Source organism: Leuconostoc sp. BM2, from assembly GCF_002095565.1.
Taxonomy (GTDB): Bacteria; Bacillota; Bacilli; order Lactobacillales; family Lactobacillaceae; genus Leuconostoc; species Leuconostoc falkenbergense.
Map to the genome: position 1 here is coordinate 1 of NZ_MOWQ01000022.1, position 23,094 is coordinate 23,094.

A 23,094-nucleotide genomic window follows, 5' to 3' on the forward strand; every position below is an offset into this window, starting at 1 on the left:
TTTAACACATAACGGTTAATATATCAAAATTCACAGTAATGAATTCACATAAAGTGTTATATTTAACTATATATAGTTTATACTTCGAGATTGAAATGTTTAACACTAAGGGAGAACACAAATGAAAGATCTAAAAACAGTAATGAAAAATCCACCTATTTTGTCAATTCCTGATAATCTGGTGTTGGTTTATGATCACTGTATTGAGTTGTGGGCGATGCAACTCAATGGGCAGTTTTACCCTGATAATGGTACGTTTTCAAAGATTTTTAATCGATTCATGAGTGCAACTATCACGACCGATAAAATAATAGTGACTGAAAAAAATAAAGAAAAGTTGTCAATTGATATAGCAGATGTGTCACAAGCTACTGTTTTAATTAAAAAGGTTAATTATCAAAACTTTATGGCTGGTGGCGCTAATGAAGGACCGGTGTATTTAACCTTGCTGACCATTGAAGACAAAAGTGGTCATAATTATTATTTCAATTTTATGAGTGCATTAGGTGCTTGGCAACTTGTCACGAATCCACCGAAAAACCTAAAAGTGGTTGATCCTTTAAACATTAAACGACTACCGTTATTTAAAAACGAGTATGAGATTGTTGCTGCAATCAATGATCTAGGATTTGCAAAATTTATTGCGGGAACAGGATATGAGTTTTTGGATTTGAAGTTTTCAGAGACAATAAAACCAATGTATTAATATCAAACTTTTATTATTTTATCCGACTACTTGGATTCAGTTCAACATCAGACAACGAAAATACTTGTCTCGTTTGAGTATTTTTGAATCCATTTCAAACTATATTTACTCATAAAAATACCGACTGTCAAACGTTAGATTTTTGGTCTAACTTTGACAGTCGGTAAGAAATGATTCATTTTTAGTACAACAATAAATTAAAATACTAATAATCAATTGATATAAGGCTTTATTCTTCTAAATATAAAACCTACGATTGGAGCAGCGATAAATATATTAATCATAAAAGCGAATGGCGCGTTTTGTAAAATTTTGATTGGCCAAGTCAACAAAAAATCTCTGAGCGTCACATCACTCCAAATACCACTAGAAACTAAACTCATTAATGGGGCCATGAATATAACATGTGCAAAAGTAAAAGCACTTTTGACTTTAAAAGGATGAGTATTGCCGGGCTCGACAAACCTTAGGGCTATTATTTTAGCACCTTTATTTACAAACAAAACAGAAAATGCAACAGCAATAGGTAAGACAACAATATATTGTTTTACTGGAAAATAAAACAGATTTCTATTAAGTGGCGCACCCAATAAAAATTTATTGTAATTAATCATAAAATAGCTCATTAAAGTGGCCATGAAAATTGCAAATATAGTATTTTGCTTGATATTTGTAGGCATGAAAAATATATCTCCTTCTAAAAACTGAAAGCGTCAGCAACATTAAATATTCTACCATATTACAAAAAAAATAAAAATAACATTTGAAGTAAAAATTGATTTAATTATGTTAGAGAGAATGTGTTTACAAATAAGCACATTCTTTTTTGTTAGCTTGTGACAGAACTATCCTAGAAGCTAACTACCATGCTCTCTTTTTAATAGCTGAAGATGGTTAACCACTTAAACTTTATTCTAAGTCTATTCTCTCTGTTTGTTAAAACCTAAAATTCTTGGCATATTATTTCGAAAAATAGTTGATTTAAATTTTAGAAATAGATAATAATAATTTAATTAAATTATTTCCAAAATGTCAGAATAACTTACATAATCTGCTTTTTATTGGTAAAAATTATTATAATGTTAATTAATATATTTACATAAAAATAATAAACGAGGAGCAAACAGTGTTATGTCAATTCAAGAATTTCTCAAAGAACTAAAACAGAAAAAATGGGTAGATTTATCACATGAATTTGGTGCAAATTCACCTCATTTCCCAGCTTTTAAGCCAGCTTCTGCAAAAACAATCTTTACCAGTGAAGAGGATGGCTTTTTTGTTAAAGAGTACAATTTTGTCGGTCAATATGCTACGCACATTGACCCTCCAATTCATTTTGGAGCTGAAAGCGGAGAATGGGTTTCTGATATCCCTTTAAAAGATTTGATAGCACCGTTGGTTGTCATCGATAAATCAGAAGTAGTTAAGGAAAACCCAGATTATTCATTAACAGTCGATGATATTAAAGAATGGGAAAATGAAAATGGCAATATACCAGAAGGCGCGTTTGTTGCGCTTAGAACAGATTGGTCTAAACGTTGGCCAAACCAGAAATTAATGGAAAATCCAGATGATGCGGGACAAAATCACTATCCAGGCTGGTCAGTTGAGGCTATTGAATATATTTACGAAACGCGCCATGCAGTTGCTAACGGCCACGAAACTTATGATACGGATACTGCTGTGAATCAACCAACAAAAGGTTTTGCAGCTGAGGCATTGGCCTTGCAGTCAGGACATTATCAAGTCGAGATGTTAACCCATTTGGACGAGGTACCTGCAACTGGTGCAATTATTTCTGTTATGACGCCAAAATTTGAGGAGTCTCCGGGTTTTCCAACAAGGGTTATTGCCTATTTACCATAATTAATGAGTAAAGTCATGGAGAATTAAGTATATGGAACAAAAAAATAATTCGTTAAAGCGTACGTTAACAGTCAAAGATTTAGTTATCTATGGCATCATATTTATGATTCCTGTGGCACCCATGGCTTATTATGGATCTTTTTTGGCCCCTGCTCATGGGATGGTAGGGCTTGCATATTTGATTGGTATGGTTGCGATGCTTTTTACTGGCTTTAGCTATGCGACTATGTCGGGAAAGTTTCCTTATGCTGGCTCAGTCTATACTTATGTTCAAAAGGGGGCTAGTGCACCGCTTGGATTTATAGCAGGATGGGGAATTACGTTAGATTACATTTTGTTACCAACAGTTTGTATGTTGGTTTCAGCTTCTTTTGGTACATCGCTTTTTCCAAATATACCTAACTATGTTTGGATTATTGGTTTAGTAATTATTAACACTGTTATCAACATGATAGGTGTTGATTTTGTTTCTAAAGTAAGCTGGATCCTTTTTGGCTTGCAGCTATTCGTGTTAATTGCATTCATTGTTGGTGCAATCAAGTTGTTGTTTGATTGCACAATTGAAGTTAATACTGTTTCGCTTTATAACCCTAAAGAATTTCATATTTCTGGTGTACTATCATCAACAAGTTTGGTCATTGTTTCTTATTTGGGATTTGATGCTATTTCGACTTTAGCGGAGGAAACATCTGATCCACAACGGTCAGTTGGTAAAGCGGTTATTTTATCTATCCTATTAGTAGGGACGCTATTTGTGATTACGGCACTTTTTGCAGGATTTGTTGTGCCAAATTATGCTTCTTTGAACCCTGATACAGCTTTTATTACGATACTTGATAAAGTAGGAGGTGCCTGGTTAACGCAATTAGTTCAGTGGACGATGATTGTATCATTTGGTTTAGCAAGTGGACAAGAGTGTCAAACTGCTATTTCCCGAATTTTGTTTGCTATGGGGCGTGATGGCATATTGCCAAAAGCATTAGGACAGCTGAAACCTAAGTATCGTACACCTTGGACTGCCATTATTTTGGTAGGTATTGTTTCGTTAATATTATCACTATTGTTAGACTTAACGACTGTGGGTAACTTAGTTAGCTTTGGTGCATTATTTGGTTTCATGTGTTTAAATGGGGCAGTTATTTGGAAGTTTTATATTAAAGATTTTACATTTTCTGTTGTAAAATTTATAAAATATTTGATTTCACCATTAATCGGATTTGGTGTCAGTTTGTGGATCTTTGTTAGTTTGGATATGGCATCAAAGTTTACGGGTATGGCATGGTTAATTATAGGTTTAGGAATACTCTTGTATCAAACAAAGTTCTTCAAATTAGCAACACCACAATTTGATTTTGGAGAAAAACATTAAAGGAATGACATCTATGTGCACAACAAGAGAAAAATTTAAATCTTTTTACTATCAAGACGATGCTTTTCTAGAAATTAAAGTAAACATTGGCACGACAGCGCTACTAATTGTTGATATGCAGAACGAATTTATTCTAAGGGATTATGGTGAAGCACAGCAATTTAAAGAGGCAGGTGTATGGGAAAGATGGATACCATTTCATGATCGATTAGATGAAATAGTGATTCCAAACAATGTGAAACTTTTACAACATTTTCGAAATTATAATATGACTGTGACATACGGCCGTATTGCATCATTGCGTGATGATGGGGCGGATCGTTCAGCAGTCCAAAAATCAGATGGTTGGAATGGTATTAATCTACATGTTGATAGTTTTGCAGCGCAAATGATTGACGAGCTAGAGCCACAAAAAAATGAAATCGTTGTGAATAAGACGACGGACAGTGTGACCACAGGAACTAATTATCTACAACTTTTACGTAATATGGGCGTAGAAACAGTGATTGTAACTGGAATTGTGACTGACCAGTGTGTTGCTTCTACCGTAAGAGGATTAGCGGACGACGGTTTCCAAGTAATTTGTGTTGAAGATTGTTGTGCTGCGGGATCAATGGCATTGCATAACGCTGAACTAACTATTATGAATGGTGTTTATTGTAGCGTCTTAAATACAAAAGAAGTTTTAGACTTAATTAATCCATGATTACATTCCCTAAGCGGCACATCATGCTGTATTCACTTAAATATTTTAACAACATAAAACCCGATAACTTGGACATCACATTCCGTCTAAGTTATCGGGTTTTATGTTAAGTTTTACGAGTATTCAGATACTCAGTAATATTGGATAATTATAATACTGCTCCACCTGGATTCGAACCAGGGACCTGCGCATTAACAGTGCGTTATTCTACCGCTGAACTATGGAGCAATTAGTTGAATAATCAACTATTAAAGTATACCAAGATTAAAAAATTTTGTCAACATTTATTTTTTTGAAAGAGAATTCTTAATAATATCCAACCCGGTTAACAATTGCTCAGTTGGTATTGTTAAGGGTGGTAAGAGGCGAAGCGTGTTGTGACCGGCACTGAGGGCCAAAACATGTTGCTGTTGTAAATCAGTGACGACTTTGGCAACAGGTATATTTAATGAAATTCCTGCCATCATTCCCAAGCCACGGACATCATTTACAGCATCTAATTGTGAAAAAGTAGCTAATTTATCCCATAAAATGGCAATTTTATCAGAAATCGTGGGTAAAATTGTGTCGAGTTCATCAAGTGTGGCACTGGCAGCAGCCATGACTAAAGGGTTACCCCCAAAAGTTGATCCGTGTGTGCCATAGCTTAAGGCTGGCGAAAATTGGTTTTTGGCAAGCATTGCGCCCACTGGTAAGCCATTTGCTAAAGCTTTAGCGCTAGTTACAATATCGGGTGTAAAACCAAATTGTTCATATGCAAATTTAGTTCCAGTGCGCCCAATGCCAGTTTGAACTTCATCTACAATAATCAACGTGTGGTGTTCGTGTGCCAGAGCAACAAGTTCATTGACAAAATTTGAATTTGCAGGAACAACGCCACCTTCACCTTGCACCAATTCTAACATAATGGCAGTCACATCATCATTTAACAAGGCCTTAACGCTTTCAATGTGATTGAATTCAGCGTACAAAAAGCCGTCCAGCATAGGCAAACCTTGATGAATGCTGTCTTGACCAGTTGCTGACATGGCGGCATAAGTCCGGCCATGAAACGAATTAGTAAAAGAGATGATGTTTGGGCGCTTGGTGGCCAAACGTGCTAATTTGATGGCTGCTTCGTTGGCTTCAGCCCCAGAATTTGCAAAATAAACAGTATACTCTGAACCGCCGAGTTTGTTGGCGACAGTTTCTTGTAGTGGATTGTCATAAAGATTAGGCAAATGCCAAAAAAGATCTGCTTGCGTTTTTAAAGCATTAACAACAGTTGGGTTATTAGCACCAACATTATAGACACCAATGCCGCTCGATAGGTCAATATAGTCGGCACCCGTTTGATCAGTCCAAGTTGCATTGGACATTTTGGTAAATGTAATCGGCGCGCGTTTGTAATTTGGGAAAAGGGTCATTGGAATGCCTCACATTGAAATGGTTGTGCCATGACTGGCGATGGTATTAGTAATATGAACCGCATTAACACCGTTTTTAACGGCAGAAAACGCGCTGTTGACTTTTGGCAACATGCCGCCATGAATGACAGATTCAGTCTGTAATTCAATGGCACGTTGTGGTGTGAGTTGTTGCAAAATGTTACCGTGGACTTCAATGCCTGATACATCAGTTAACAAGTACAGTTCATCAGATTTTAAAAATTTTGCAACCGCAGTTGCGGCGCTATCGGCATTGACATTGAGCCACTGGCCTTGATTAGTGATAGCTAGTGGTGCAATGATTGGAATCAAGTTTTGCTGCCAAAGTGACTGAATTAATTGACTATTAACCTGATCAATTTGGCCAACCAAGCCAAACACCTCTTGGTTGATATAATGGCCAGTCAAAAGTTGATTGCTCCCAGCATTGAGACCAATTGCGCTCAAACCATGATGACGGAATGCTTCAACTAAATCTGGCTGAACTTGGCCCAACAATGCCATCTTCGTGATAGCAAGCCCAGTCGGTGTTGTTTGACGAATGCCATCAATTTTGACAACAGGTTCGTTGAGTTGGGTCATCAGTGATGAAATACTGTCGCCACCACCATGAACGATTGTGATGTTGTAATTATTTTTTTGCCAATGCTTAATCGTTTCAAAAAAAGCAGGTGTGAGTTGGCTGGCAGCGTTACCGCCGATTTTAATCAGAATATTTTTCATAGTTTTTTCCGTCCATGTGTGATGACTTGGTGGGTTAGGTGGTATACAAGGCGTTGATTTTGACATATCCGTATGTGAGGTCACTGCCCCAAGCTTGACCAGTGGCAGTGCCGTCATGTAAATCAATGGCAATATCAATATCGTGTTGTGCTAATTGCTCGCTCATTTGTTGCGCGTCAAAGTCAATAGGAGCGCCAGCCGACATCACGGTGATGCCGTTTAGAGAAATGTCTATGATATCGGGATTAATGTTAACGCCGCTAGCACCAATTGCTGCAATAATACGTCCCCAGTTAGGATCTTGACCAAACATGGCCGTTTTGACGAGTGATGAGCCAACGATTTTTTTGGCAACCATGCGTGCGCCAAGACCATCCTGTGCATGGTCGCCATATTGGGGTGGATCATGCCAGAGCCTTTGGCTACACCACTCATGGTAACTTGATGCCCTGCAATTTCTGATTGAATTGTGATGGTTTTTTTGACCGTATCAGTGGTTTTAATTGCTTCGGCAAAGCTATCTGCATCACCGTCAATATTGAGTTGTGCAATGCCGGCGGTGACAGTGTCGATGGGCAGTGGCTGACCAATCACACCCGTTGAAGAAACAGCTACTAATTCCGGTGAAATATTGAGCTGTGCAGCGGTAACGGCCTGCATGGTTTTGGCGTGAGTCAAACCAATTGCACCCGTTACGGCATTAGCGTTTCCAGAATTAACAATAATGGCTTGTATTTGACCATTTTGAATGACATTTTTGTCAAGTTGAACCGGTGCGGTTTGCACTTGGTTAGTTGTGAAAACACCAGCAACACTAGCAGGTACATCACTATAAATCCAGCCAAGATCCTTTGATTTATGTTTGAGTCCAACATGCTGACCGTCAGCATGAAAACCTTTTGGTGTGGCAATGTTGCCATCAGTGATGGTGTGAATTTGTGAGAGAAGTTTTGTCATAGGTAGTCCTTAAGCATATTGTGCAATGAGTTTTAGACCGGTTGATTCGGGAAAACCGAAAAAGTGATTAGCATTTTGAATTGCTTGACCGGCAGCGCCTTTGATCATATTGTCAATGACGCTAACAATAGTGAGAAATTGTGTCTCTGGGTTGTAAGTTAACCCGATATCCGCGAAATTAGTGCCAACAACTTGCTTGATATTTGGTAATTCATTGCTGGGCATGACACGTACAAACGTTTTGTCAGTGTACGTGTTTTCAAATAGTTCTTGCAATTGCTGCGGTGTTCGAGGTTCTTTTAATTTGATATAAGCACTGACGAAAATACCGCGATTAATTGGCAATAATGATGTTGTGAACAGTATATGAGCAATATCTGGTTGCCAAATATGTAACTGCTGGGTGATTTCGGGAATGTGTTGATGTGAATTTGGTTTATACATTGTGAAATTATCGCTGACATTAACAAAATGGCTGGTGGTGCTTAATGATTTGCCAGCACCCGACAAACCGCTTTTGGCATCAATCACAATATTATTTTGGTCGAGTAAATGATGTTGGGCTAGTGGCGCTAATGCTAACAGCGTCGCTGTTGCATAACAACCGGGGTTGGCAATGTAGCTTGTCGTTTCGTCATCATAAAAATCAGCTAAACTGTACTGACTCTTTGCTAATAATGCTGGTGTCGCAGGTGTTTTGTGATACCATTTTTGATAATCATCAGCAGTGAGACGGAAATCACCAGACAAATCAATCACTGGAAAGTCAGCAAGGATAAATGGTTCAGCGATATCCTTACTGATACCACTTGATGTCGCAAAAAAAACAATATCGGTTTTCTGCATAATATGCAAAGCGTCAAACGGTTCGGGTGACAAATTATACATTCCGGATAAATGTGGGAATTGTTCACTAATGTCATGACCATCTGGTTGAGTGTTAGTAATGACAGATACCTCAATAAAGGGATGAGAATACAGAAGACGAAGCAATTCAAGCCCAGCATATCCGGTAATGCCAACAATTGCAGCTTTAATTTTTTGGGTTAACATTGCAAATCTCCTATCTCATTTGATGATTAAATATTAATTCAAAATGAATTTTAATGCAATATATATGCAAAATAAACGTGAATAACTGCTAAATATGTGCATAAAAAAACACTTCCGAAGAAGTGCTAGGCTCGTGCGGGTAAATCAAGGATTGCTGTTGCAAGGACGTGATTCTGGCTTTTGTTACGCAGCTCATTCAGAAAGAATCCGTCTTGTAAATATAATTTTGTGTCTAAGGCAAACACAGTTAAAGTATATTGGTGTGTTTTGTCGGGTGGCATTGGGCCAATATAAGCTTGGTTGATATCAGGATTAGCTGTTTCACCCATTTTTTGGACATTGTGCCAAGTAGAATTTGTACCAAAAGTGGCTGTTCCGGTTGCGCGCAAATTTTCTGGAATATTGGCGACGGGTAAGTTAGCAGCTAACCAGTGAATCCAAGGGAAACCAGTCACAGGGACGGCGTCGTAATCAATCAAACTCACTGATAATGATATGGTGCCCGTGGGGATGTCACTAATATTGACTGGAAAGTTGACAGTGGGCATGCCGTTGGTACGATAATTATCTGGGGCATATTTAGCATAAATATCGGGTAGCAATTGATTTTCTAATGTAACGTTAAGTTTCATTTTGTTTCTCCAATCAAATTTCTTTTGGCTTGTGCGAGACGTGTTCGGACTTGAATTGGCATGTCCGCGTTATATGCGCGGACAGTTGCAATCGCTTTAATGATGGCATCAGTCCGCTCATCTAGGTCAGTGATTTTGGTAATTTGACGTTGTGTTTCAACTTCAAAGCGGTCGATAAAATTCAGTTGAAGTTGGGTTTTGTCTGCGCGCAATGTTTCGGCTGATGCTGATTTACCTTCGGACTCAAGTGCCACAATGGCTGCTTGATACCCCTCAAAAAATTCATTTGCATCGCTAGTATTGCGCCATGTTTTAGGCGCTTGTGGTTCGGGTTCAGGTGTTTGATCAAGTTTTTTTTCAGTGGGCTTTTTTTTGAAAATATCGAATAAAGACATGATATGTCCTTTCTCCTGACAATGCAGGGAACATGCTTATCTAAGATGGGAATGGTTGTTTTTGTCATGAGACTGGAATAGCGAACAAACGTTTTATTTGATACAATAAAACTAGTTTTTGAATCGGGGAAAATCATGGCAGCACGGAAAACAATTTTTAATGACAAACAACGCATCTTACGCTTATATTCATCACTTATTAGTCATCGCGAGCTTTCAATAGAAGAAATCGAAGACATGTTTTTTGTTGGACGCAAGACAGTGCAACGCGACATTTCTGAAATACGTACTTTTTTGCATGACTTACAAATTGGTGAACCAGTTAAATCTGAAATTATTTTTGATCGTAATTCAAAAAAATATCGCTTAACCGAAATGGATAATTTGTTTGCCGTGTTTGACAAAATCAATCAATTAGATGAAGGTATTTAATTAATTTGGTTAGTAATTTGGTCGAAGTCATCAACCATATCTTTAGGACCGACTACTGATACAATGTCTTTTTCTTGTAAGGTGTAACTGGCTTCTGGGGCGACAATGACTTCATTATCATGCCGAACGGCAATCACATTCAGACCAAATTTCTTGCGGATGTTGAGGTCTTTAATAGAACGACCGTAAAACACAGGATTGACAATTTGTATTTCTGCCATTGAATAGTCATCAGATAACTCTATAAAGTTTAACATGTTGGGCGCTAATAGTTTGCGTGCCACTCGTTCGCCCATTTCGCGTTCAGGTTGCACAACGACATCAGCACCTATTTTTGTGAGTACACGCAAATGGGTATGATTTTCCGCTTTGGCGATAACATTTTTGGCGCCTAAATCTTTGGCGTTGATGGTAGCTAGAATGCTGGCTTGCATGTTATGACCAATGGCAATGATAACGTGATCAAAGCTTGCAATATCAAGTTTTCGTAAGACATCATCTTCTTGTGCATCTGCGACAACCACTTGTGTGGCAATATCACGATAATCATTGACATTTTCTTCATTAATGTCAATACCCATCACATCCTGACCGTTAGCGACTAGTGTTTGCAGCAGGGCACCGCCGAATCGACCAAGTCCAATAATAGCGTAAGTTTGTTTCATAATTTACCTCAAATTTTTTATCCGATAATGACTGATTCTTCGGGATAGCGATACGGTGCGGCTTCGTCGTGAACATTCAAAATTGAGAACATAACGGTATAAATACCAACACGACCAATGAACATTGCTAACATGATGACCAATTGCCCAAAAGTCGTCAAATGTGGCGTGAGACCGAGTGTCAAACCAGCAGTGGCAAAGGCACTGACTACCTCAAAAATAACGTATTCCAGACCGTGGTTGGCAGCATGACTCTGTGTGAGCATCAACATAAACGACAGAATACCAAGAAAAACAAGTGAGACACAAACTAATAACAAAGCGCGCATGATATTTTCTTGGGTCAAGCGCCGATGAGCAAATGTGACATCTTTTTTGCCACGTAAAGCAGCATGGGTTTGTAAAATTAAGACACCCAACGTTGTTGTCTTAATACCACCGGCGGTTGATCCCGGCGTACCACCAATATACATTAACATCATTGTCAATAGAATAGTGGCGGACCCAAGACCACCGACATCAAACTGTGTAAATCCGGCGGTACGATACGAAATAGACATAAATAGCGTATCAAAAACGCGCATGACGGGGGACAAGCCACTGGCAAACGCTAAGTTGCGTTCAGTTAATTCGAACAAAAGCCAACCACCAATGATTAAAACGCCGGTCATGACCAAAGCTAACTTTGAATGAAGTGTTAGACGATGCGTTTTTTGATACAGCAACACGTCACGCCAAACCAAAAATCCTAACGAACCAGCAATGACTAAGGCAGCAATAATCGCTAACACAAAGGGTTGGTTGACATATTCGGCGGTGTTTTTTGGCAAAATAGAAAAACCCGAATTACCAAAAGCAGAAATGGCATGGAAGATCGCATAAAAAGCACCACGGCCCCAGCCAAAATCATGAATAAAAAAGGGTGCTAATAAAATAGTGCCAATGAGTTGAATCGCAATCGAAAGTTTAATCACATAGCCAAAGACGGCACGTGTGTCATATAAACTTTGTAAATTATAGACTTCTTGCACCATCATTTTACTGCGTAAGTCCATCTGTCGACGAGTTGCCGTAAACAGTAATACTGAAAAAGACATAAATCCCAGCGCACCAATTTCGATTAAAATCATGATAATGGTTTGACCGAAAGTAGTCCAATGAGTTGCTGTATCAACAACGGTAAGGCCAGTAACAGATGCAGCAGATGTGGCGGTGAATAACGCATCCATAAATGTATGATCACGACCACCAACATAACTGATGGGTAGCATCAATAATAGTGCACCCACTGTAATCACGGTTAAAAAACCTAACGACAGTCGTTGCGGCATTGAAATACGCGACCAAAAGAAACGTCGCTGTGAATAATCATGAAATTTCCGCATTTCCGCAGCGGAGGGCAGGTCGATTTTTCTAGACATGCTCTTATTATAACGCATCTAATAAGGTTGATGAGGGTTTATTAGTTGGTATGGGTGAATATATTGAGTCATTTTATTGCCATTTTCACGATTGAAAAGCGTTTAGCAATAGGTAAAAATAATGAAATATATGTGTTTATAGAACATGGTATAATATTCTTTAAGGAATTTCCGCGAACAGCATTTGTCCGCGGAATTTTTACAAATGAAATGAATAGAAAGAAGTGGATGATATATGACCGAATCAACACCAGTCATTGAAATGCGACACATCGTCAAAAAGTTTGGCGATTTTGCTGCCAATGATGACATCAATTTACAAGTCCAACAAGGTGAAATTCACGCGTTACTTGGTGAGAACGGTGCCGGCAAATCGACATTAATGAATATTTTAACAGGGTTGTTGCAACCAACTAGTGGGGACATTTTAATTAATGGGCAACCAGTAGTGGTAGATTCGCCCTCAAAGTCAGATTCGTTAGGCATTGGTATGGTTCACCAACATTTTATGTTGATAGATGCTTTTACAGTGACGGAGAACATTGTTTTAGGATCAGAAATTACAAAAGGACTCTCATTAGATACCAAAACGGCGGCTAAAAAAATCCAAAGTTTGTCAGACCAATATGGGTTGGCAGTTAATCCAATGGCGAAAATCTCAGATATATCTGTGGGACAACAACAGCGTGTTGAGATTTTAAAGACCTTGTATCGTGATGCTGATATTTTGATTTTTGATGAACCTACGGCGGTTTTGACACCGCAAGAAATTGATGAATTGATTGCCATTATGCACAATTTAGCCAAAGAGGGCAAATCAATTATTTTAATCACCCACAAGCTGGACGAAATTCGAGCTGCCGCAGACCGCGTAACGGTTATCCGTGCTGGTAAGTCTATCAAGACATTCCCTGTTGCTGGTGTTTCATCACAACAATTAGCTGATTTGATGGTTGGACGTGAAGTGAGCTTCAAAACGGAGAAAGAACCTGCGCAACCAAAACAAACAGTGTTGTCGATTGACAATATTGAAGTAGATGATGCACGTGGCGTTGACGCTGTAAAAGACTTCAGTCTTGAAGTTAAAGCTGGTGAAATTGTTGGTTTGGCAGGTATTGATGGTAACGGTCAAACTGAATTAATTCAAGGGATTACAGGGCTAACCAAAGTTAAGTCTGGTCATATCACATTGAATGGTAAGGACGTGACAAACAAAAAGCCGCGTCAAATCACGGAATCAGGCGTTGGTCATATACCGGAAGACCGCTTACGTTTTGGCATGGAAGTTGACATGACTTTGTCAGAAAATCTGTCATTGCAAACTTACTACAAGCAGCCAATTTCTAAATCAGGTGTCTTACAGCCAGCAGAAATGGATAAGTTGGCTAACAAATTAGTCAAAGAATTTGATGTTCGTGCAGCAAGTATTCATGTTACAGCAGGTTCAATGTCGGGTGGTAATCAGCAAAAAGCTGTTGTTGCGCGAGAATTAGACCGTGATAATGACTTGATTATCGCAGCTCAGCCGACGCGTGGTTTGGATGTTGGCGCGATTGAATATATTCATCGTCGACTCATTGATCAACGTACTGCTGGGAAAGCGGTGCTGGTAGTGAGTTTTGAATTAGATGAAATATTAAATTTGTCAGACCGGATTGCTGTCATTAATGCTGGTAAAATTGTTGGTATTGTAGACGCCAAAGAGACAAATAAACAAGAATTAGGTTTGTTGATGACTGGCATGAGTTTGGAAGCCGCGCGTGAAGCGTTGAAAGAAGAGGTGACAGTCTAATGGTGGTGCAAAAAAATAATTTTTCAGTTGCACTGTTTTCTGTATTATTTGGGTTGATTGTCGGCGCTATCATTATGCTAGTGTTCGGTTATAATCCTATTTCAGGTTATATTGCTTTAATTAGTTCGGCGTTTGGGTCAATGCAAGACATTGGTGGTGTCCTGACGCAAATGACACCGTTGATATTGACTGCCTTGGGTTTCACGGTTGCATCAACGGCGGGATTCTTCAACATTGGTTTATCTGGGCAAGCATTGGCTGGTTGGGTAGGCGCTGTATGGTATGCGTTGAGTTTCCCTGATATGCCAGCCTTTGTGATGATTCCTAGTGCGTTAATTTTAGGTACTGCTTTGGGTGCCGTTGCTGGGTTAATTCCGGGTTGGTTACGTGCACAGTTTGGTGCTAGTGAAGTGATTGTCACAATCATGATGAACTATATCTTGCTCTTCTTGGGTAACAATATTTTGCAAAATACGATGGCAAAAAGCATCAAAGAATCTGCTGAAACGACGAAACAAGTTGGGCATAATGCCTCTCTTCAATTAAAATGGCTGACAGATTTGACACAAGGTTCAAGCGTTTCGACTGGAATCTTCATTGCTTTAATTATGATAGTGGTGGTTTGGTTTGTCATGAAAAAGACAACATTAGGTTTTGAAATTACCGCTGTTGGTTTGAATGCTGACGCTGCTAAATACGCTGGTGTTTCGGCAAAAAGAACAGCAGTTGTTGCGATGGCAATTTCTGGTGGTTTAGCTGGTTTAGCTGGTACAATCGAAGGGCTAGGCAACTATCTCAACTTCTTTACGCAAAATAGCTCACCATCTATCGGATTTGATGGTATGGCCGTTGCATTGTTGGGTGGTGGTTCATATTTGGGCATCTTGGGTGCTGCTGCGCTATTCTCAGTGCTCAAAATTGGTGGCTTGGGTATGCCAATGAGTTCAGGTGTGCCATTTGAATTAGTAGATATTGTGATTGCCTCAATTATTTTCTTCGTTGGCGCGAACTACTTAATCCGTCTGATTCAAAAGCGCATTAAAGCTATGGATGAAAAAGCAGCAGCTCAAGGCGCTGCTAAAAAGTCGGCCAAAGTTGCTAGCAAACAAGTGAAAGGTGGTGAATAAACATGTCATTAGTAGCGATTCTTACATTAGTTGTATCAAGTACATTGGTTTATTCAGCACCACTGATATTTACATCAATTGGTGGCACATTTTCGGAACGTAGTGGTGTGGTCAACGTTGGTTTGGAAGGTATCATGGGTATGGGTGCGTTTGCGTCCGTTGTGTTCAATCTTACGTTTGCAAATACTTTTGGCACGTTGACCCCTTGGCTTGGTCTGGTTGCTGGTGCAATTGTTGGGTTAGTCTTCTCACTCTTACATGCAGTAGCGACAGTCACTTTACGAGCTGATCACATTATTTCTGGTACTGTTATTAATTTGATGGCGCCAGCGTTGGGTGTCTTTTTGATTAAAGTAATCTATGGCAAAGGACAAACCGAACCTATTTCACAAGACTTTGGTTATGCTAATGTACCTGTTTTAGATAAAATTCCGTTCATTGGACCAATCTTTTTTGAAAAAACATCAGCCCCAGCATGGTTAGCAATCATCGTGGCTGTTCTATCATGGTATATCATTTTCAAAACAAAATTTGGCTTGCGCTTGCGTTCAGTAGGTGAAAATCCACAAGCAGCTGACACGCTAGGTCTAAATGTTGCTCGTCTACGATATTCTGGTGTGATGATTTCAGGTGTTTTAGGTGGTGTTGGTGGTGCAGTAGTTGCTCAGTCAATTTCACTTAATTACAGTGTCGGCACTATCGTGGGACAAGGATTCGTGGCTATGGCGGCCATGATATTTGGCCGATGGAATCCATTAGGTGCCATGGGCGCTTCATTGTTTTTCGGATTATCACAGTCACTTGCAGTTGTGGGTGCACAATTGCCGGGCTTGAAAAATGTTCCGTCAATTTGGTTACAAATTGCACCTTACGTACTGACAATTGTCGTGCTTGTCTTCTTCTTTGGTAAGACACGAGCGCCAAAAGCAGATGGTGTTAATTATATTAAAGCAGCTTAATACACTTCAAAACATGTCAAAATGGCATGTTTTTTTGATGCAAAAAACCCTTCGTGAGAAGGGTTTATGATTTAAGAATAGTCTGCTGTTTTGGTTTGAATAGCTTTAGCGCTGGCTGCCAACTTGTCTTGCTCCTCAGCAGTTAGTGGCAAATCGAAGTTAGCGACAACACCGCCGCGACCAATAATCGCTGGGGATGAAATATAGCCATCAAAATCCTCGTTATAGTGAGAAACAATCGCTTCTTTTCGTGCATCAGACAAAATAATTTGTAGCAATGAGACGGCGGCGTGGGCAATGGCAAAATTCGTATAGCCTTTACCAGAATGAACAGTGAAGCCACCGACACGAGCGTCATTTTCTAATTTATCCAAATCAAGTGATTTTTCTGCTGCCCATGTACGGACATTTTGACCCATAACATTAACTGTTGACCAAGCGGCAAACTGAGAGGCGCCGTGTTCACCTAATACATAGCCGTTGACACTACGCGGGTCGACACCTAGCGCTTCGCCAAAGACGCGCTTGAGTCGCGCTGTGTCAAGGTAAGTTCCTGTCCCGATAACTTGTGCACTTGGCAAACCGGTAGCTTGCTGGTAGATACCAGTAATGACATCAACAGGATTACTAATGGCTAACAATACACCATTAAAACCGACTGCTTTCAAGTCAGCACCAACCTGCTTGGCCATTGGCAAGTTTGCCTTGAGTTCACCAAAGCGATCACCATCTGGTTTGATGAGATGAATGTGACCAAGTGCGCTGATGACAACATCTGCATCTGCTAAATCAGGGTAATCACCAACATGCACATCAATGTGTTTATCCAAAAGACTTGCTGCGTCGCTGAAGTCTAATGCCTCAGAGGCCACTTTCTCTGGTTTCTTGTCAATCAGCACTAGTTCATCAGCTAAACCTTGTGACACAATCAAATGTGCGACGGTTGCGCCCACGTGACCGATACCAACTATTCCTACTTTACGCATAAAAACCCCACCTGTTCATTTTCATTAAATATGAATTAAATTATACACTTAATAAGTTAAAATTTCATTGCTAATATCACATTTAATTAGTTAGGCAATAAAATACTTTAGAATTTGTTCTTCGGTGAGCATTTTTTTATCTTCGTCACGAACATCAAGGACAATTTGGCCTGCATTTAAAATGATGAGGCGATTACCATATTGTAAGGCGTCTGCCAAATTATGAGTAATCATCAAAGCGGTTAAATGATTGTCCGTCACCTGCTGATTGGTGGCTAACATCAGTTGTTCTGACGTTTTTGGATCGAGCGCTGCCGTATGTTCATCTAGTAAAAGTAGCTCTGGTTTGACGCGTGTCGCCATCAAGAAGCTTAAAGCTTGTCGCTGACCACCGGATAAATCACCGGTGGCTGTTTGTAGCCGTGTATCTAAGTTATTACCCATCGTTTTTGTAATTGTGGCGTACTCATTGAGCTTTTCTTTTGTCAAACCTCGACTACGCAGACGACGCTTAGCACCTCGTTTTTCAGCGAGCAATAAATTTTCGGCAACAGTCATCCGAGGCGCTGTACCCATCTTCGGATCTTGAAAAACACGAGCGATATAGTTGGTGCGTGTTACGGCAGATTCGTTGGCAATGTTGTGATTATGGTGCAAAATTTGACCCGTACTAATTGGCAAATTACCAGCGATTGCGTTGAAAAGGGTTGATTTTCCAGCACCGTTGGTGCCCAAAACAGTAATGAAGTCACCGTCAAAAATATCAAGGTTGAGTGATTTGAGAATTTCGGTATTCTCACCGACAGTCACAACGACATTTTTAAGTGAAAAAACAGGTTCAGTCATGAGGGGCAACTCCTTTTTTAAGCATAGTGTCTAATTTCAGTGCGTGGCGAATTTGTGGTAACATCATAGCCAAAGCCAATACAAAGGCAGAAATTAAGTTCAAATCGTTAGTGCTAAAGCCAAGTTGCAAGACAGCCAGCAAGACCAAACGATATAAAATCGAACCAACAATCACGGCAACAAGTCGTTCATTTAATGTTAATTCGCCAAAGACAACTTCACCAATAATGATTGAGGCTAGGGCAATGACAATAATACCAATGCCCATATTAATGTCGGCGTAGCCATTATTTTGAGCAATGACAGCCCCGCCAAAAGCGATTAAACCATTGGATAACATCAGTCCCATGATGGTCATCCGATCAGTTTTGATACCAATTGATTGCGCCATATTAGGGTTATCGCCAGTGGCAATGAAAGCTTGTCCGAGTTCAGTTTGGAGGAAGAAAATCAGTGCGATAGTGATAATTACAATGATGACGAATCCAACTAATACAGAGTCAAAATATTTAGGCAGGTGCCGTAAGAAAGCGGCCGAAAAGAGTGACTTTTGGTTGAGCAATGAAATATTAGCTGACCCCATAATGCGTAAATTGATGGATAACGAGGCTGTCATAACCAAGATACCAGCTAACAAGATAGGAATTTTTCCTTTTGTGTAAAGTAGACCAGTGATTAAACCGGCAATTGCGCCAACAATAAAAGCGCTAATAGTTGCCAAATAGGGATTCACGCCGTGGGCAATCATAGCCACAGCAGTCGCTGCACCCAATGGAAATGAGCCTTCGACAGTCATATCAGGAAAATTTAAGATACGAAATGTGAGAAATAGCGCGACCCCTAATACGGCCCAAAGTAGTCCTTGACCAATGCTTGAAACGATAATACTCATTTGATTACTTCTCCTTTACTTTCAGCGTCTTTGACGAGTGATTGTGGTAATGTGATACCCAATAATTTAGCTTGTTTTTCATTGACTACTGGCACACCCTTAGTGATTGTTTTGACAGGGTATGTGGCAGGGTTTTTGCCTTTCAAAACCTTAGCAGCCATGATGCCTGCTTGGTAGCCGATGTCATATTGGCTCACTGAGATAGTGGCTAAACCACCGTCTTTAACCATTGTATCGACTGCGGGGATGACTGGAATCTTTTCTTGGTTTGTGACATTAATTAGAGTTTTCATGGCTGAAGCAACACCGTTATCTTGTGGGGCGTAGACAACATCGACTTGACCGGCCATTGTTTCAGCAATTTGTTGCATATCGTTGGTTGTGGCAATCGTATACATTTTAACGTCATAGCCTTGGCTCTTAGCTAAAGTTGCCATTTTTTTGGCATTATATTCGCCACCGTGATCAGAAGTTGTGTAGATAATGCCAAGCTTTTTGGCAGATGGGACAACTTCTTTAATCACATCTAAATGCTGTTGAAGAGGTGAATCACCTGATGTACCAGTAATATTTTTACCTGGGCGTTGTGTTGATTTGACTAAGCCTCCTCCGACAGGGTCAGTAATACCGGCCAAAATAACAGGTGTTTGTCCGTCAGCTGTTTTAGCTAACGATAAGGCGGCAGGAGAAGCGATACCAACTGTTAAATCAGCATTCTCGTTAGCAAATTTCTGTGACATGGTCTTCAAGTTAGACTGATCTGCTTGCGCATTTTGATAATCAATTTTGATTTTGCCTTTGGTGTAACCTTCATGAGCCAAACCAGCGACGACACCTTTGTGGATTTGATCTAGTGCAGGATGGGTTACTAGTTGTAGAATGCCGACCGTTGGTATGTACTGCTTTTTGGCGGTTTGAGGCTTGGATGTTTGGAAAAATGCGACACCCAAAAATGCGACAATGACGATGATAACTGCTGCTAAACGTTTGTTCATAATATAATCTCCATAACTGTTCTCTTCATAAAAAAATGACCTTGGGAAGCCACACAAAGCTTTCCAAGGTCAAAAGAAAAGTCTGCATGGCGTGTTGATTGCCATACAGACTCAAAGTAATGCAAAAGTCGTCGGTATGGACAAAACTGATTGTCTCAGCTTGTCCGTTACCGAAAAGCTGATTTACCGACGCCACCAAGCGTTACTAAATTGTGCTGAAACTTTTTGCATGATTTATCTCCGAGTTGTTTATGGAATAAGGATACTAAGAATTTGATGAGTTGTCAAGCACATTGTTAAGATAATTATTAAATCTGTTGTGTGATAATACAAACAGTAGTGGTTTGTCGCGTTAAGGGCTGTGTATAAACTAACAAAATCTTATATTTTATTCACAGTACGACGCAACAAAGGGCTAGGTTTGCCGGTTAAAATACCGGCCACTTCTTTGGCAAATTCAGATCTGGCAACTGGTCGAAACTTATTGAAGTAGGCAATACTTTTCAGATGGGTCAAGGTCACACCTGGCCAATATGAACTTTGTCGCGCGGGATCAAAAATAATACCGGGGTAAACTGCAAAAGCGCGACCAGGTAGCGCCTGAGCCATTTCGCGCTCAACGGCTAGTTTGGCTTTTAAGTAAGGTCGCATAAAGAATGGTCCAGCGTTTGCTGATATGAAAAGAAACTTTGGTTTGATTTCCTGCGCTAATAAATGAATCAGTTGATGAGCTGGTTCATAACTGCTGTTTTGGTAGGTTTGATTTTTTAATGGGTTGGGTAACAGAATACCAACAGCGTCAATTACCCAATCCGCATCACTCACAATAGGACGCAATTGTTCACTATCACTTAGCGCAATTGCGTGATAGTGTGTCTGATCGCCTGGTTTGCCATTGAATGGATGGCGTGAAATGCTGTGCACCTCAAATAATTCGGACGACAAATATTTAATTAAACCCTGACCAACGAAACCAGTACCACCCACAATGACAATCTTTTGTTTCTTTTCAATCATCGGCTTACCTCACGATTATTTCAGCATATTGTTGCGATTGTCCCAAATATATGAAATAGCTAGAATCAATAATCCTAAGTTAGAAGTCAAAATAGCAAATGTAGATTGCTTCATAATCCAACTAATCAATGAGACAAACATCAAAACTAATGCTAGTATCACGACATACACGGTGCTTTTTTTCATGATAATCTCCTTAAATATATTACAATTACTATTTTAACACGAGTCCCTTGATAATCGTGAAATGAGAAACTGATTGCAGCAGTCATGATGGACTAGGCGAATGAGATGTCAATCGCTTGTAAATAGGCTGTACTGGTGTAATATAGATGAAGAACATTTGTCAGAAGGGACAGACAGATATCTGGCTTATCAAAAGTCGATTTGTTAAAATAGAGGGTATGCAAAAACAGAGTAGATTCTTAACTGAATTGATAGGGGTTGGTATCGGCGGTGCCATTGGTGGTAGCGTACGGTATTTGTTGGGATTAGTGCCAATCATTGGTGCTATGCCGGTAATGACAATGCTGATTAATTGGGTAGGAACGTTTTTGCTTGCATCACTTGGCGCTTATCTTGCGAATCGTGAAAGTCGCTTACAACCTTGGCAAACTTTTATTGGTACAGGGGTAATCGGCGGCTTTACAACTTTTAGTACGATGATTTTACAAGTTAACCAGCAGGCTCTAATTAGCCTGACAACTGCCATAATCTATGTTGTCTTAACAATAGGTGGTGGGTTAATTATGGTCAAAATCGGTCAAAAGTTTGGTCGTAAAGTGAGCGAGGTGCGTTCATGACATTACTAATTGTTGCGATTGGTGCAGGATTAGGTACAATGTTGCGATACTTAACGGTCACTTTTTGGTCGACTAAACCACAGTACCTCACAGCTATTTTTGCGGTTAATATGGTTGGTGCTTTTTTTATGGGGATACTAATGGCAACAGGCGCTACCAATGCCTTGCATCATTTTTGGTCAACCGGTGTACTAGGCGGATTGACGACATTTAGTACGATGATGACCCAAAGTGAACAACATGCCACCTTGCAGCAACTATTATATCTATTAATCCAGTTGGTTGGCGGTTTGGTCATCTTTGGCTTGGGATTTGCTTTAGCCACCTTTTTGTAAATATGGAGAGAACAAATGAGTAAAATAGCAGTTATTATTGATTCATCATCAGCGATGCCAGTGGTAACGCGCAATCGTTATCATATTTTTCAGGTCAATGATCCCATTATTTTTGGTGATGAGGTCTACAAAGAAAGTGTTGATATTCATGATCTTGGTGAGCTCGTTAAGATGATGAAAGATAAGAAGCAAATTGCTTCGACTTCTCAACCAGCACCCGGCGATTGGGAAGAAGCTTTGAATTTAGCCAAGGCATCAGGTTACGATCAGGCTTTGTTGGTCACATTATCATCAGGTATTTCAGGCACTTATCAAACAGCTGCAGCAGTCGCTGATAGTTATGAAGGCATGTCTGATGTACGCGCATGGGATTCTAAAATTGCTGTCATGGGTGCTGGTATGCAGGCATTAATGGCCGCTGCTATGGCTGAAAAAGGTAAGACATTAGATGAAATCATGGTAGCGCTTGAGAAATTGCGTGAGTCGATTGTGGTCCGTTTTGTGGTGAATGACATTTCACATTTGCAACGGACAGGGCGTTTGTCACGTGGTGCAGCCTTAGTGGGCGGTTTGCTCAATATTAAGCCGATATTATCAATGGACGTGCAAGATGAAGGTAAGATTGGTGCTGTTGGTAAGGCCAGAAAAATGAGCGGGGCGTTGAAAGAAATTAAAGAAACGCTACGTCAATCATTAGCCGAAGTCGATTATCCCGTGCGTGCCATTGTAGTCGATGGTAACGACGCCAAATTAGGTGATAAGTGGCTCAAAGATTTGCAGGCTGAGTATCCCACTGTCAAATTTGAACGTGGGGTGTTGGGTGCGTTTATTGGTGTTCACACAGGTGACGGCGCTATGGGCGTTCTCTGGGCACATGATTGGGAAGATTTAATTTAACTTAGAACAAAAATAGAAAGCATTGTCATCTTGATGACAATGCTTTTTGAGTGTTTTAGTGCTGTAAATGGTATTGATGCGTTACACTGAAAG

General features: G+C 39.9%; 25 protein-coding genes, 1 tRNA gene and 1 pseudogene. 11 read left to right on the forward strand and 16 right to left on the reverse strand.

The window, feature by feature from the left end; genetic code table 11:
• Nucleotides 1-121: 121 nt before the first annotated feature.
• On the forward strand, nucleotides 122-706 hold the full coding sequence (locus BMG01_RS06785; RefSeq protein ID WP_004910371.1) for a hypothetical protein: 585 nt from the start codon (nucleotides 122-124) through the stop codon (nucleotides 704-706).
• A 212-nt stretch (nucleotides 707-918) separates the two neighbouring features.
• Here BMG01_RS06785 and BMG01_RS06790 read toward each other — a convergent pair whose 3' ends face one another.
• Nucleotides 919-1,386: a hypothetical protein gene (locus BMG01_RS06790; protein ID WP_004910374.1), complete on the reverse strand. Its 468-nt coding sequence runs from the start codon at nucleotides 1,384-1,386 to the stop codon at nucleotides 919-921.
• A gap of 451 nt (nucleotides 1,387-1,837) precedes the next feature.
• Here BMG01_RS06790 and BMG01_RS06795 point away from each other — a divergent pair, with 451 nt between their 5' ends.
• Genes BMG01_RS06795 through BMG01_RS06805 form a run of 3 tightly spaced genes read left to right on the forward strand, consistent with a single transcriptional unit; the run spans nucleotide 1,838 to nucleotide 4,647 of the window.
• Entirely contained in the window at nucleotides 1,838-2,572 is a 735-nt protein-coding gene (locus BMG01_RS06795) for a cyclase family protein (protein WP_004913004.1), read from the forward strand.
• A gap of 31 nt (nucleotides 2,573-2,603) precedes the next feature.
• Nucleotides 2,604-3,941 (forward strand): APC family permease, encoded by a 1,338-nt coding sequence (locus BMG01_RS06800; protein WP_004913001.1) that lies wholly within the window; start codon nucleotides 2,604-2,606, stop codon nucleotides 3,939-3,941.
• Between the two features lie 13 nt (nucleotides 3,942-3,954).
• Nucleotides 3,955-4,647: a cysteine hydrolase family protein gene (locus tag BMG01_RS06805; RefSeq protein WP_004912999.1), complete on the forward strand. Its 693-nt coding sequence runs from the start codon at nucleotides 3,955-3,957 to the stop codon at nucleotides 4,645-4,647.
• A gap of 156 nt (nucleotides 4,648-4,803) precedes the next feature.
• On the opposite strand, the gene BMG01_RS06810 is transcribed toward BMG01_RS06805, so the two are convergent.
• The 7 genes and pseudogenes from BMG01_RS06810 to BMG01_RS06840 form a co-directional block, all read right to left on the reverse strand.
• Nucleotides 4,804-4,875, reverse strand: a tRNA-Asn gene (locus tag BMG01_RS06810).
• Between the two features lie 56 nt (nucleotides 4,876-4,931).
• Nucleotides 4,932-6,053 carry an aminotransferase class III-fold pyridoxal phosphate-dependent enzyme gene (locus tag BMG01_RS06815; RefSeq protein WP_036068609.1) on the reverse strand — a complete coding sequence of 374 codons (1,122 nt, stop codon included), beginning with the start codon at nucleotides 6,051-6,053 and terminating at the stop codon, nucleotides 4,932-4,934.
• Nucleotides 6,054-6,062: 9 nt separating this feature from the next.
• Nucleotides 6,063-6,797 (reverse strand): acetylglutamate kinase, encoded by a 735-nt coding sequence (gene argB / locus BMG01_RS06820; RefSeq protein ID WP_004911843.1) that lies wholly within the window; start codon nucleotides 6,795-6,797, stop codon nucleotides 6,063-6,065.
• A gap of 34 nt (nucleotides 6,798-6,831) precedes the next feature.
• Nucleotides 6,832-7,754, reverse strand: a pseudogene (locus tag BMG01_RS06825) (bifunctional ornithine acetyltransferase/N-acetylglutamate synthase).
• A 9-nt stretch (nucleotides 7,755-7,763) separates the two neighbouring features.
• The gene (argC, locus tag BMG01_RS06830) at nucleotides 7,764-8,807 is read right to left on the reverse strand and encodes an N-acetyl-gamma-glutamyl-phosphate reductase (protein ID WP_004911852.1); all 1,044 of its coding nucleotides are present in this window, start codon (nucleotides 8,805-8,807) and stop codon (nucleotides 7,764-7,766) included.
• A gap of 125 nt (nucleotides 8,808-8,932) precedes the next feature.
• A complete protein-coding gene (locus tag BMG01_RS06835; protein WP_004911855.1) occupies nucleotides 8,933-9,439 on the reverse strand; it encodes a YbhB/YbcL family Raf kinase inhibitor-like protein in 507 nt (168 codons plus the stop codon).
• Complete coding sequence (locus tag BMG01_RS06840; protein WP_004911858.1) at nucleotides 9,436-9,834, reverse strand: hypothetical protein; 399 nt, start codon at nucleotides 9,832-9,834, stop codon at nucleotides 9,436-9,438. The genes BMG01_RS06835 and BMG01_RS06840 overlap by 4 nt, the downstream gene beginning before the upstream one ends.
• Before the next feature lie 135 nt (nucleotides 9,835-9,969).
• On the opposite strand from BMG01_RS06840, the gene BMG01_RS06845 reads away from it, so the two are divergent.
• Nucleotides 9,970-10,266 carry an HTH domain-containing protein gene (locus BMG01_RS06845; RefSeq protein WP_004911862.1) on the forward strand — a complete coding sequence of 99 codons (297 nt, stop codon included), beginning with the start codon at nucleotides 9,970-9,972 and terminating at the stop codon, nucleotides 10,264-10,266.
• Here the strand turns inward: BMG01_RS06845 and BMG01_RS06850 are convergent.
• Together BMG01_RS06850 and BMG01_RS06855 are read right to left on the reverse strand one after the other, a co-directional pair.
• Nucleotides 10,263-10,931 (reverse strand): TrkA family potassium uptake protein, encoded by a 669-nt coding sequence (locus BMG01_RS06850; RefSeq protein ID WP_004911865.1) that lies wholly within the window; start codon nucleotides 10,929-10,931, stop codon nucleotides 10,263-10,265. The genes BMG01_RS06845 and BMG01_RS06850 overlap by 4 nt on opposite strands.
• Nucleotides 10,932-10,948: 17 nt before the next feature.
• Nucleotides 10,949-12,352 (reverse strand): TrkH family potassium uptake protein, encoded by a 1,404-nt coding sequence (locus BMG01_RS06855; protein ID WP_036066615.1) that lies wholly within the window; start codon nucleotides 12,350-12,352, stop codon nucleotides 10,949-10,951.
• Nucleotides 12,353-12,587: 235 nt separating this feature from the next.
• On the opposite strand from BMG01_RS06855, the gene BMG01_RS06865 reads away from it, so the two are divergent.
• From BMG01_RS06865 to BMG01_RS06875, 3 genes are read left to right on the forward strand one after another with little or no spacing between them, the layout of a single operon-like run.
• Nucleotides 12,588-14,144 carry an ABC transporter ATP-binding protein gene (locus BMG01_RS06865; RefSeq protein WP_004911870.1) on the forward strand — a complete coding sequence of 519 codons (1,557 nt, stop codon included), beginning with the start codon at nucleotides 12,588-12,590 and terminating at the stop codon, nucleotides 14,142-14,144.
• Nucleotides 14,144-15,271, forward strand: coding sequence for an ABC transporter permease (locus BMG01_RS06870; protein ID WP_004911873.1), 1,128 nt, complete (start codon nucleotides 14,144-14,146; stop codon nucleotides 15,269-15,271). The genes BMG01_RS06865 and BMG01_RS06870 overlap by 1 nt, the downstream gene beginning before the upstream one ends.
• A gap of 2 nt (nucleotides 15,272-15,273) precedes the next feature.
• Nucleotides 15,274-16,230, forward strand: a complete 957-nt coding sequence (locus BMG01_RS06875) for an ABC transporter permease (protein WP_004911876.1) — start codon at nucleotides 15,274-15,276, stop codon at nucleotides 16,228-16,230.
• A 71-nt stretch (nucleotides 16,231-16,301) separates the two neighbouring features.
• Here the strand turns inward: BMG01_RS06875 and BMG01_RS06880 are convergent, their stop codons facing one another.
• The 6 genes from BMG01_RS06880 to BMG01_RS11325 form a co-directional block, all read right to left on the reverse strand.
• Nucleotides 16,302-17,216 carry an L-lactate dehydrogenase gene (locus tag BMG01_RS06880; RefSeq protein WP_004911881.1) on the reverse strand — a complete coding sequence of 305 codons (915 nt, stop codon included), beginning with the start codon at nucleotides 17,214-17,216 and terminating at the stop codon, nucleotides 16,302-16,304.
• A 90-nt stretch (nucleotides 17,217-17,306) separates the two neighbouring features.
• Nucleotides 17,307-18,062 carry an ABC transporter ATP-binding protein gene (locus BMG01_RS06885; RefSeq protein ID WP_004911882.1) on the reverse strand — a complete coding sequence of 252 codons (756 nt, stop codon included), beginning with the start codon at nucleotides 18,060-18,062 and terminating at the stop codon, nucleotides 17,307-17,309.
• Complete coding sequence (locus tag BMG01_RS06890) at nucleotides 18,055-18,954, reverse strand: ABC transporter permease (protein WP_004911885.1); 900 nt, start codon at nucleotides 18,952-18,954, stop codon at nucleotides 18,055-18,057. Before BMG01_RS06890 ends, BMG01_RS06885 begins: the two co-directional genes overlap by 8 nt.
• Nucleotides 18,951-19,949: a tryptophan ABC transporter substrate-binding protein gene (trpX, locus tag BMG01_RS06895; RefSeq protein WP_004911887.1), complete on the reverse strand. Its 999-nt coding sequence runs from the start codon at nucleotides 19,947-19,949 to the stop codon at nucleotides 18,951-18,953. Before trpX ends, BMG01_RS06890 begins: the two co-directional genes overlap by 4 nt.
• Before the next feature lie 381 nt (nucleotides 19,950-20,330).
• A complete protein-coding gene (locus BMG01_RS06900; RefSeq protein ID WP_004911890.1) occupies nucleotides 20,331-20,966 on the reverse strand; it encodes an NAD-dependent epimerase/dehydratase family protein in 636 nt (211 codons plus the stop codon).
• A 15-nt stretch (nucleotides 20,967-20,981) separates the two neighbouring features.
• The gene (locus tag BMG01_RS11325; RefSeq protein ID WP_004911891.1) at nucleotides 20,982-21,152 is read right to left on the reverse strand and encodes a hypothetical protein; all 171 of its coding nucleotides are present in this window, start codon (nucleotides 21,150-21,152) and stop codon (nucleotides 20,982-20,984) included.
• Between the two features lie 218 nt (nucleotides 21,153-21,370).
• On the opposite strand from BMG01_RS11325, the gene BMG01_RS06905 reads away from it, so the two are divergent.
• From BMG01_RS06905 to BMG01_RS06915, 3 genes are read left to right on the forward strand one after another with little or no spacing between them, the layout of a single operon-like run.
• On the forward strand, nucleotides 21,371-21,769 hold the full coding sequence (locus BMG01_RS06905) for a CrcB family protein (protein ID WP_004911892.1): 399 nt from the start codon (nucleotides 21,371-21,373) through the stop codon (nucleotides 21,767-21,769).
• Nucleotides 21,766-22,104 (forward strand): CrcB family protein, encoded by a 339-nt coding sequence (locus BMG01_RS06910; protein ID WP_004911893.1) that lies wholly within the window; start codon nucleotides 21,766-21,768, stop codon nucleotides 22,102-22,104. The genes BMG01_RS06905 and BMG01_RS06910 overlap by 4 nt, the downstream gene beginning before the upstream one ends.
• A 15-nt stretch (nucleotides 22,105-22,119) precedes the next feature.
• Nucleotides 22,120-23,001 carry a DegV family protein gene (locus BMG01_RS06915; RefSeq protein WP_004911894.1) on the forward strand — a complete coding sequence of 294 codons (882 nt, stop codon included), beginning with the start codon at nucleotides 22,120-22,122 and terminating at the stop codon, nucleotides 22,999-23,001.
• Nucleotides 23,002-23,094 lie beyond the last annotated feature (93 nt).

Excerpts from the sequence above, each read along its gene's own strand:
- BMG01_RS06785 (WP_004910371.1), top strand. The coding sequence starts at position 122 with ATGAAAGATCTAAAAACAGTAATGAAAAATCCACCTATTTTGTCAATT.
- BMG01_RS06790 (WP_004910374.1), bottom strand. The coding sequence starts at position 1,386 with ATGCCTACAAATATCAAGCAAAATACTATATTTGCAATTTTCATGGCC.
- BMG01_RS06795 (WP_004913004.1), top strand. The coding sequence starts at position 1,838 with ATGTCAATTCAAGAATTTCTCAAAGAACTAAAACAGAAAAAATGGGTA.
- BMG01_RS06800 (WP_004913001.1), top strand. The coding sequence starts at position 2,604 with ATGGAACAAAAAAATAATTCGTTAAAGCGTACGTTAACAGTCAAAGAT.
- BMG01_RS06805 (WP_004912999.1), top strand. The coding sequence starts at position 3,955 with ATGTGCACAACAAGAGAAAAATTTAAATCTTTTTACTATCAAGACGAT.
- BMG01_RS06815 (WP_036068609.1), bottom strand. The coding sequence starts at position 6,053 with ATGACCCTTTTCCCAAATTACAAACGCGCGCCGATTACATTTACCAAA.
- argB (WP_004911843.1), bottom strand. The coding sequence starts at position 6,797 with ATGAAAAATATTCTGATTAAAATCGGCGGTAACGCTGCCAGCCAACTC.
- argC (WP_004911852.1), bottom strand. The coding sequence starts at position 8,807 with ATGTTAACCCAAAAAATTAAAGCTGCAATTGTTGGCATTACCGGATAT.
- BMG01_RS06835 (WP_004911855.1), bottom strand. The coding sequence starts at position 9,439 with ATGAAACTTAACGTTACATTAGAAAATCAATTGCTACCCGATATTTAT.
- BMG01_RS06840 (WP_004911858.1), bottom strand. The coding sequence starts at position 9,834 with ATGTCTTTATTCGATATTTTCAAAAAAAAGCCCACTGAAAAAAAACTT.
- BMG01_RS06845 (WP_004911862.1), top strand. The coding sequence starts at position 9,970 with ATGGCAGCACGGAAAACAATTTTTAATGACAAACAACGCATCTTACGC.
- BMG01_RS06850 (WP_004911865.1), bottom strand. The coding sequence starts at position 10,931 with ATGAAACAAACTTACGCTATTATTGGACTTGGTCGATTCGGCGGTGCC.
- BMG01_RS06855 (WP_036066615.1), bottom strand. The coding sequence starts at position 12,352 with ATGTCTAGAAAAATCGACCTGCCCTCCGCTGCGGAAATGCGGAAATTT.
- BMG01_RS06865 (WP_004911870.1), top strand. The coding sequence starts at position 12,588 with ATGACCGAATCAACACCAGTCATTGAAATGCGACACATCGTCAAAAAG.
- BMG01_RS06870 (WP_004911873.1), top strand. The coding sequence starts at position 14,144 with ATGGTGGTGCAAAAAAATAATTTTTCAGTTGCACTGTTTTCTGTATTA.
- BMG01_RS06875 (WP_004911876.1), top strand. The coding sequence starts at position 15,274 with ATGTCATTAGTAGCGATTCTTACATTAGTTGTATCAAGTACATTGGTT.
- BMG01_RS06880 (WP_004911881.1), bottom strand. The coding sequence starts at position 17,216 with ATGCGTAAAGTAGGAATAGTTGGTATCGGTCACGTGGGCGCAACCGTC.
- BMG01_RS06885 (WP_004911882.1), bottom strand. The coding sequence starts at position 18,062 with ATGACTGAACCTGTTTTTTCACTTAAAAATGTCGTTGTGACTGTCGGT.
- BMG01_RS06890 (WP_004911885.1), bottom strand. The coding sequence starts at position 18,954 with ATGAGTATTATCGTTTCAAGCATTGGTCAAGGACTACTTTGGGCCGTA.
- trpX (WP_004911887.1), bottom strand. The coding sequence starts at position 19,949 with ATGAACAAACGTTTAGCAGCAGTTATCATCGTCATTGTCGCATTTTTG.
- BMG01_RS06900 (WP_004911890.1), bottom strand. The coding sequence starts at position 20,966 with ATGATTGAAAAGAAACAAAAGATTGTCATTGTGGGTGGTACTGGTTTC.
- BMG01_RS11325 (WP_004911891.1), bottom strand. The coding sequence starts at position 21,152 with ATGAAAAAAAGCACCGTGTATGTCGTGATACTAGCATTAGTTTTGATG.
- BMG01_RS06905 (WP_004911892.1), top strand. The coding sequence starts at position 21,371 with ATGCAAAAACAGAGTAGATTCTTAACTGAATTGATAGGGGTTGGTATC.
- BMG01_RS06910 (WP_004911893.1), top strand. The coding sequence starts at position 21,766 with ATGACATTACTAATTGTTGCGATTGGTGCAGGATTAGGTACAATGTTG.
- BMG01_RS06915 (WP_004911894.1), top strand. The coding sequence starts at position 22,120 with ATGAGTAAAATAGCAGTTATTATTGATTCATCATCAGCGATGCCAGTG.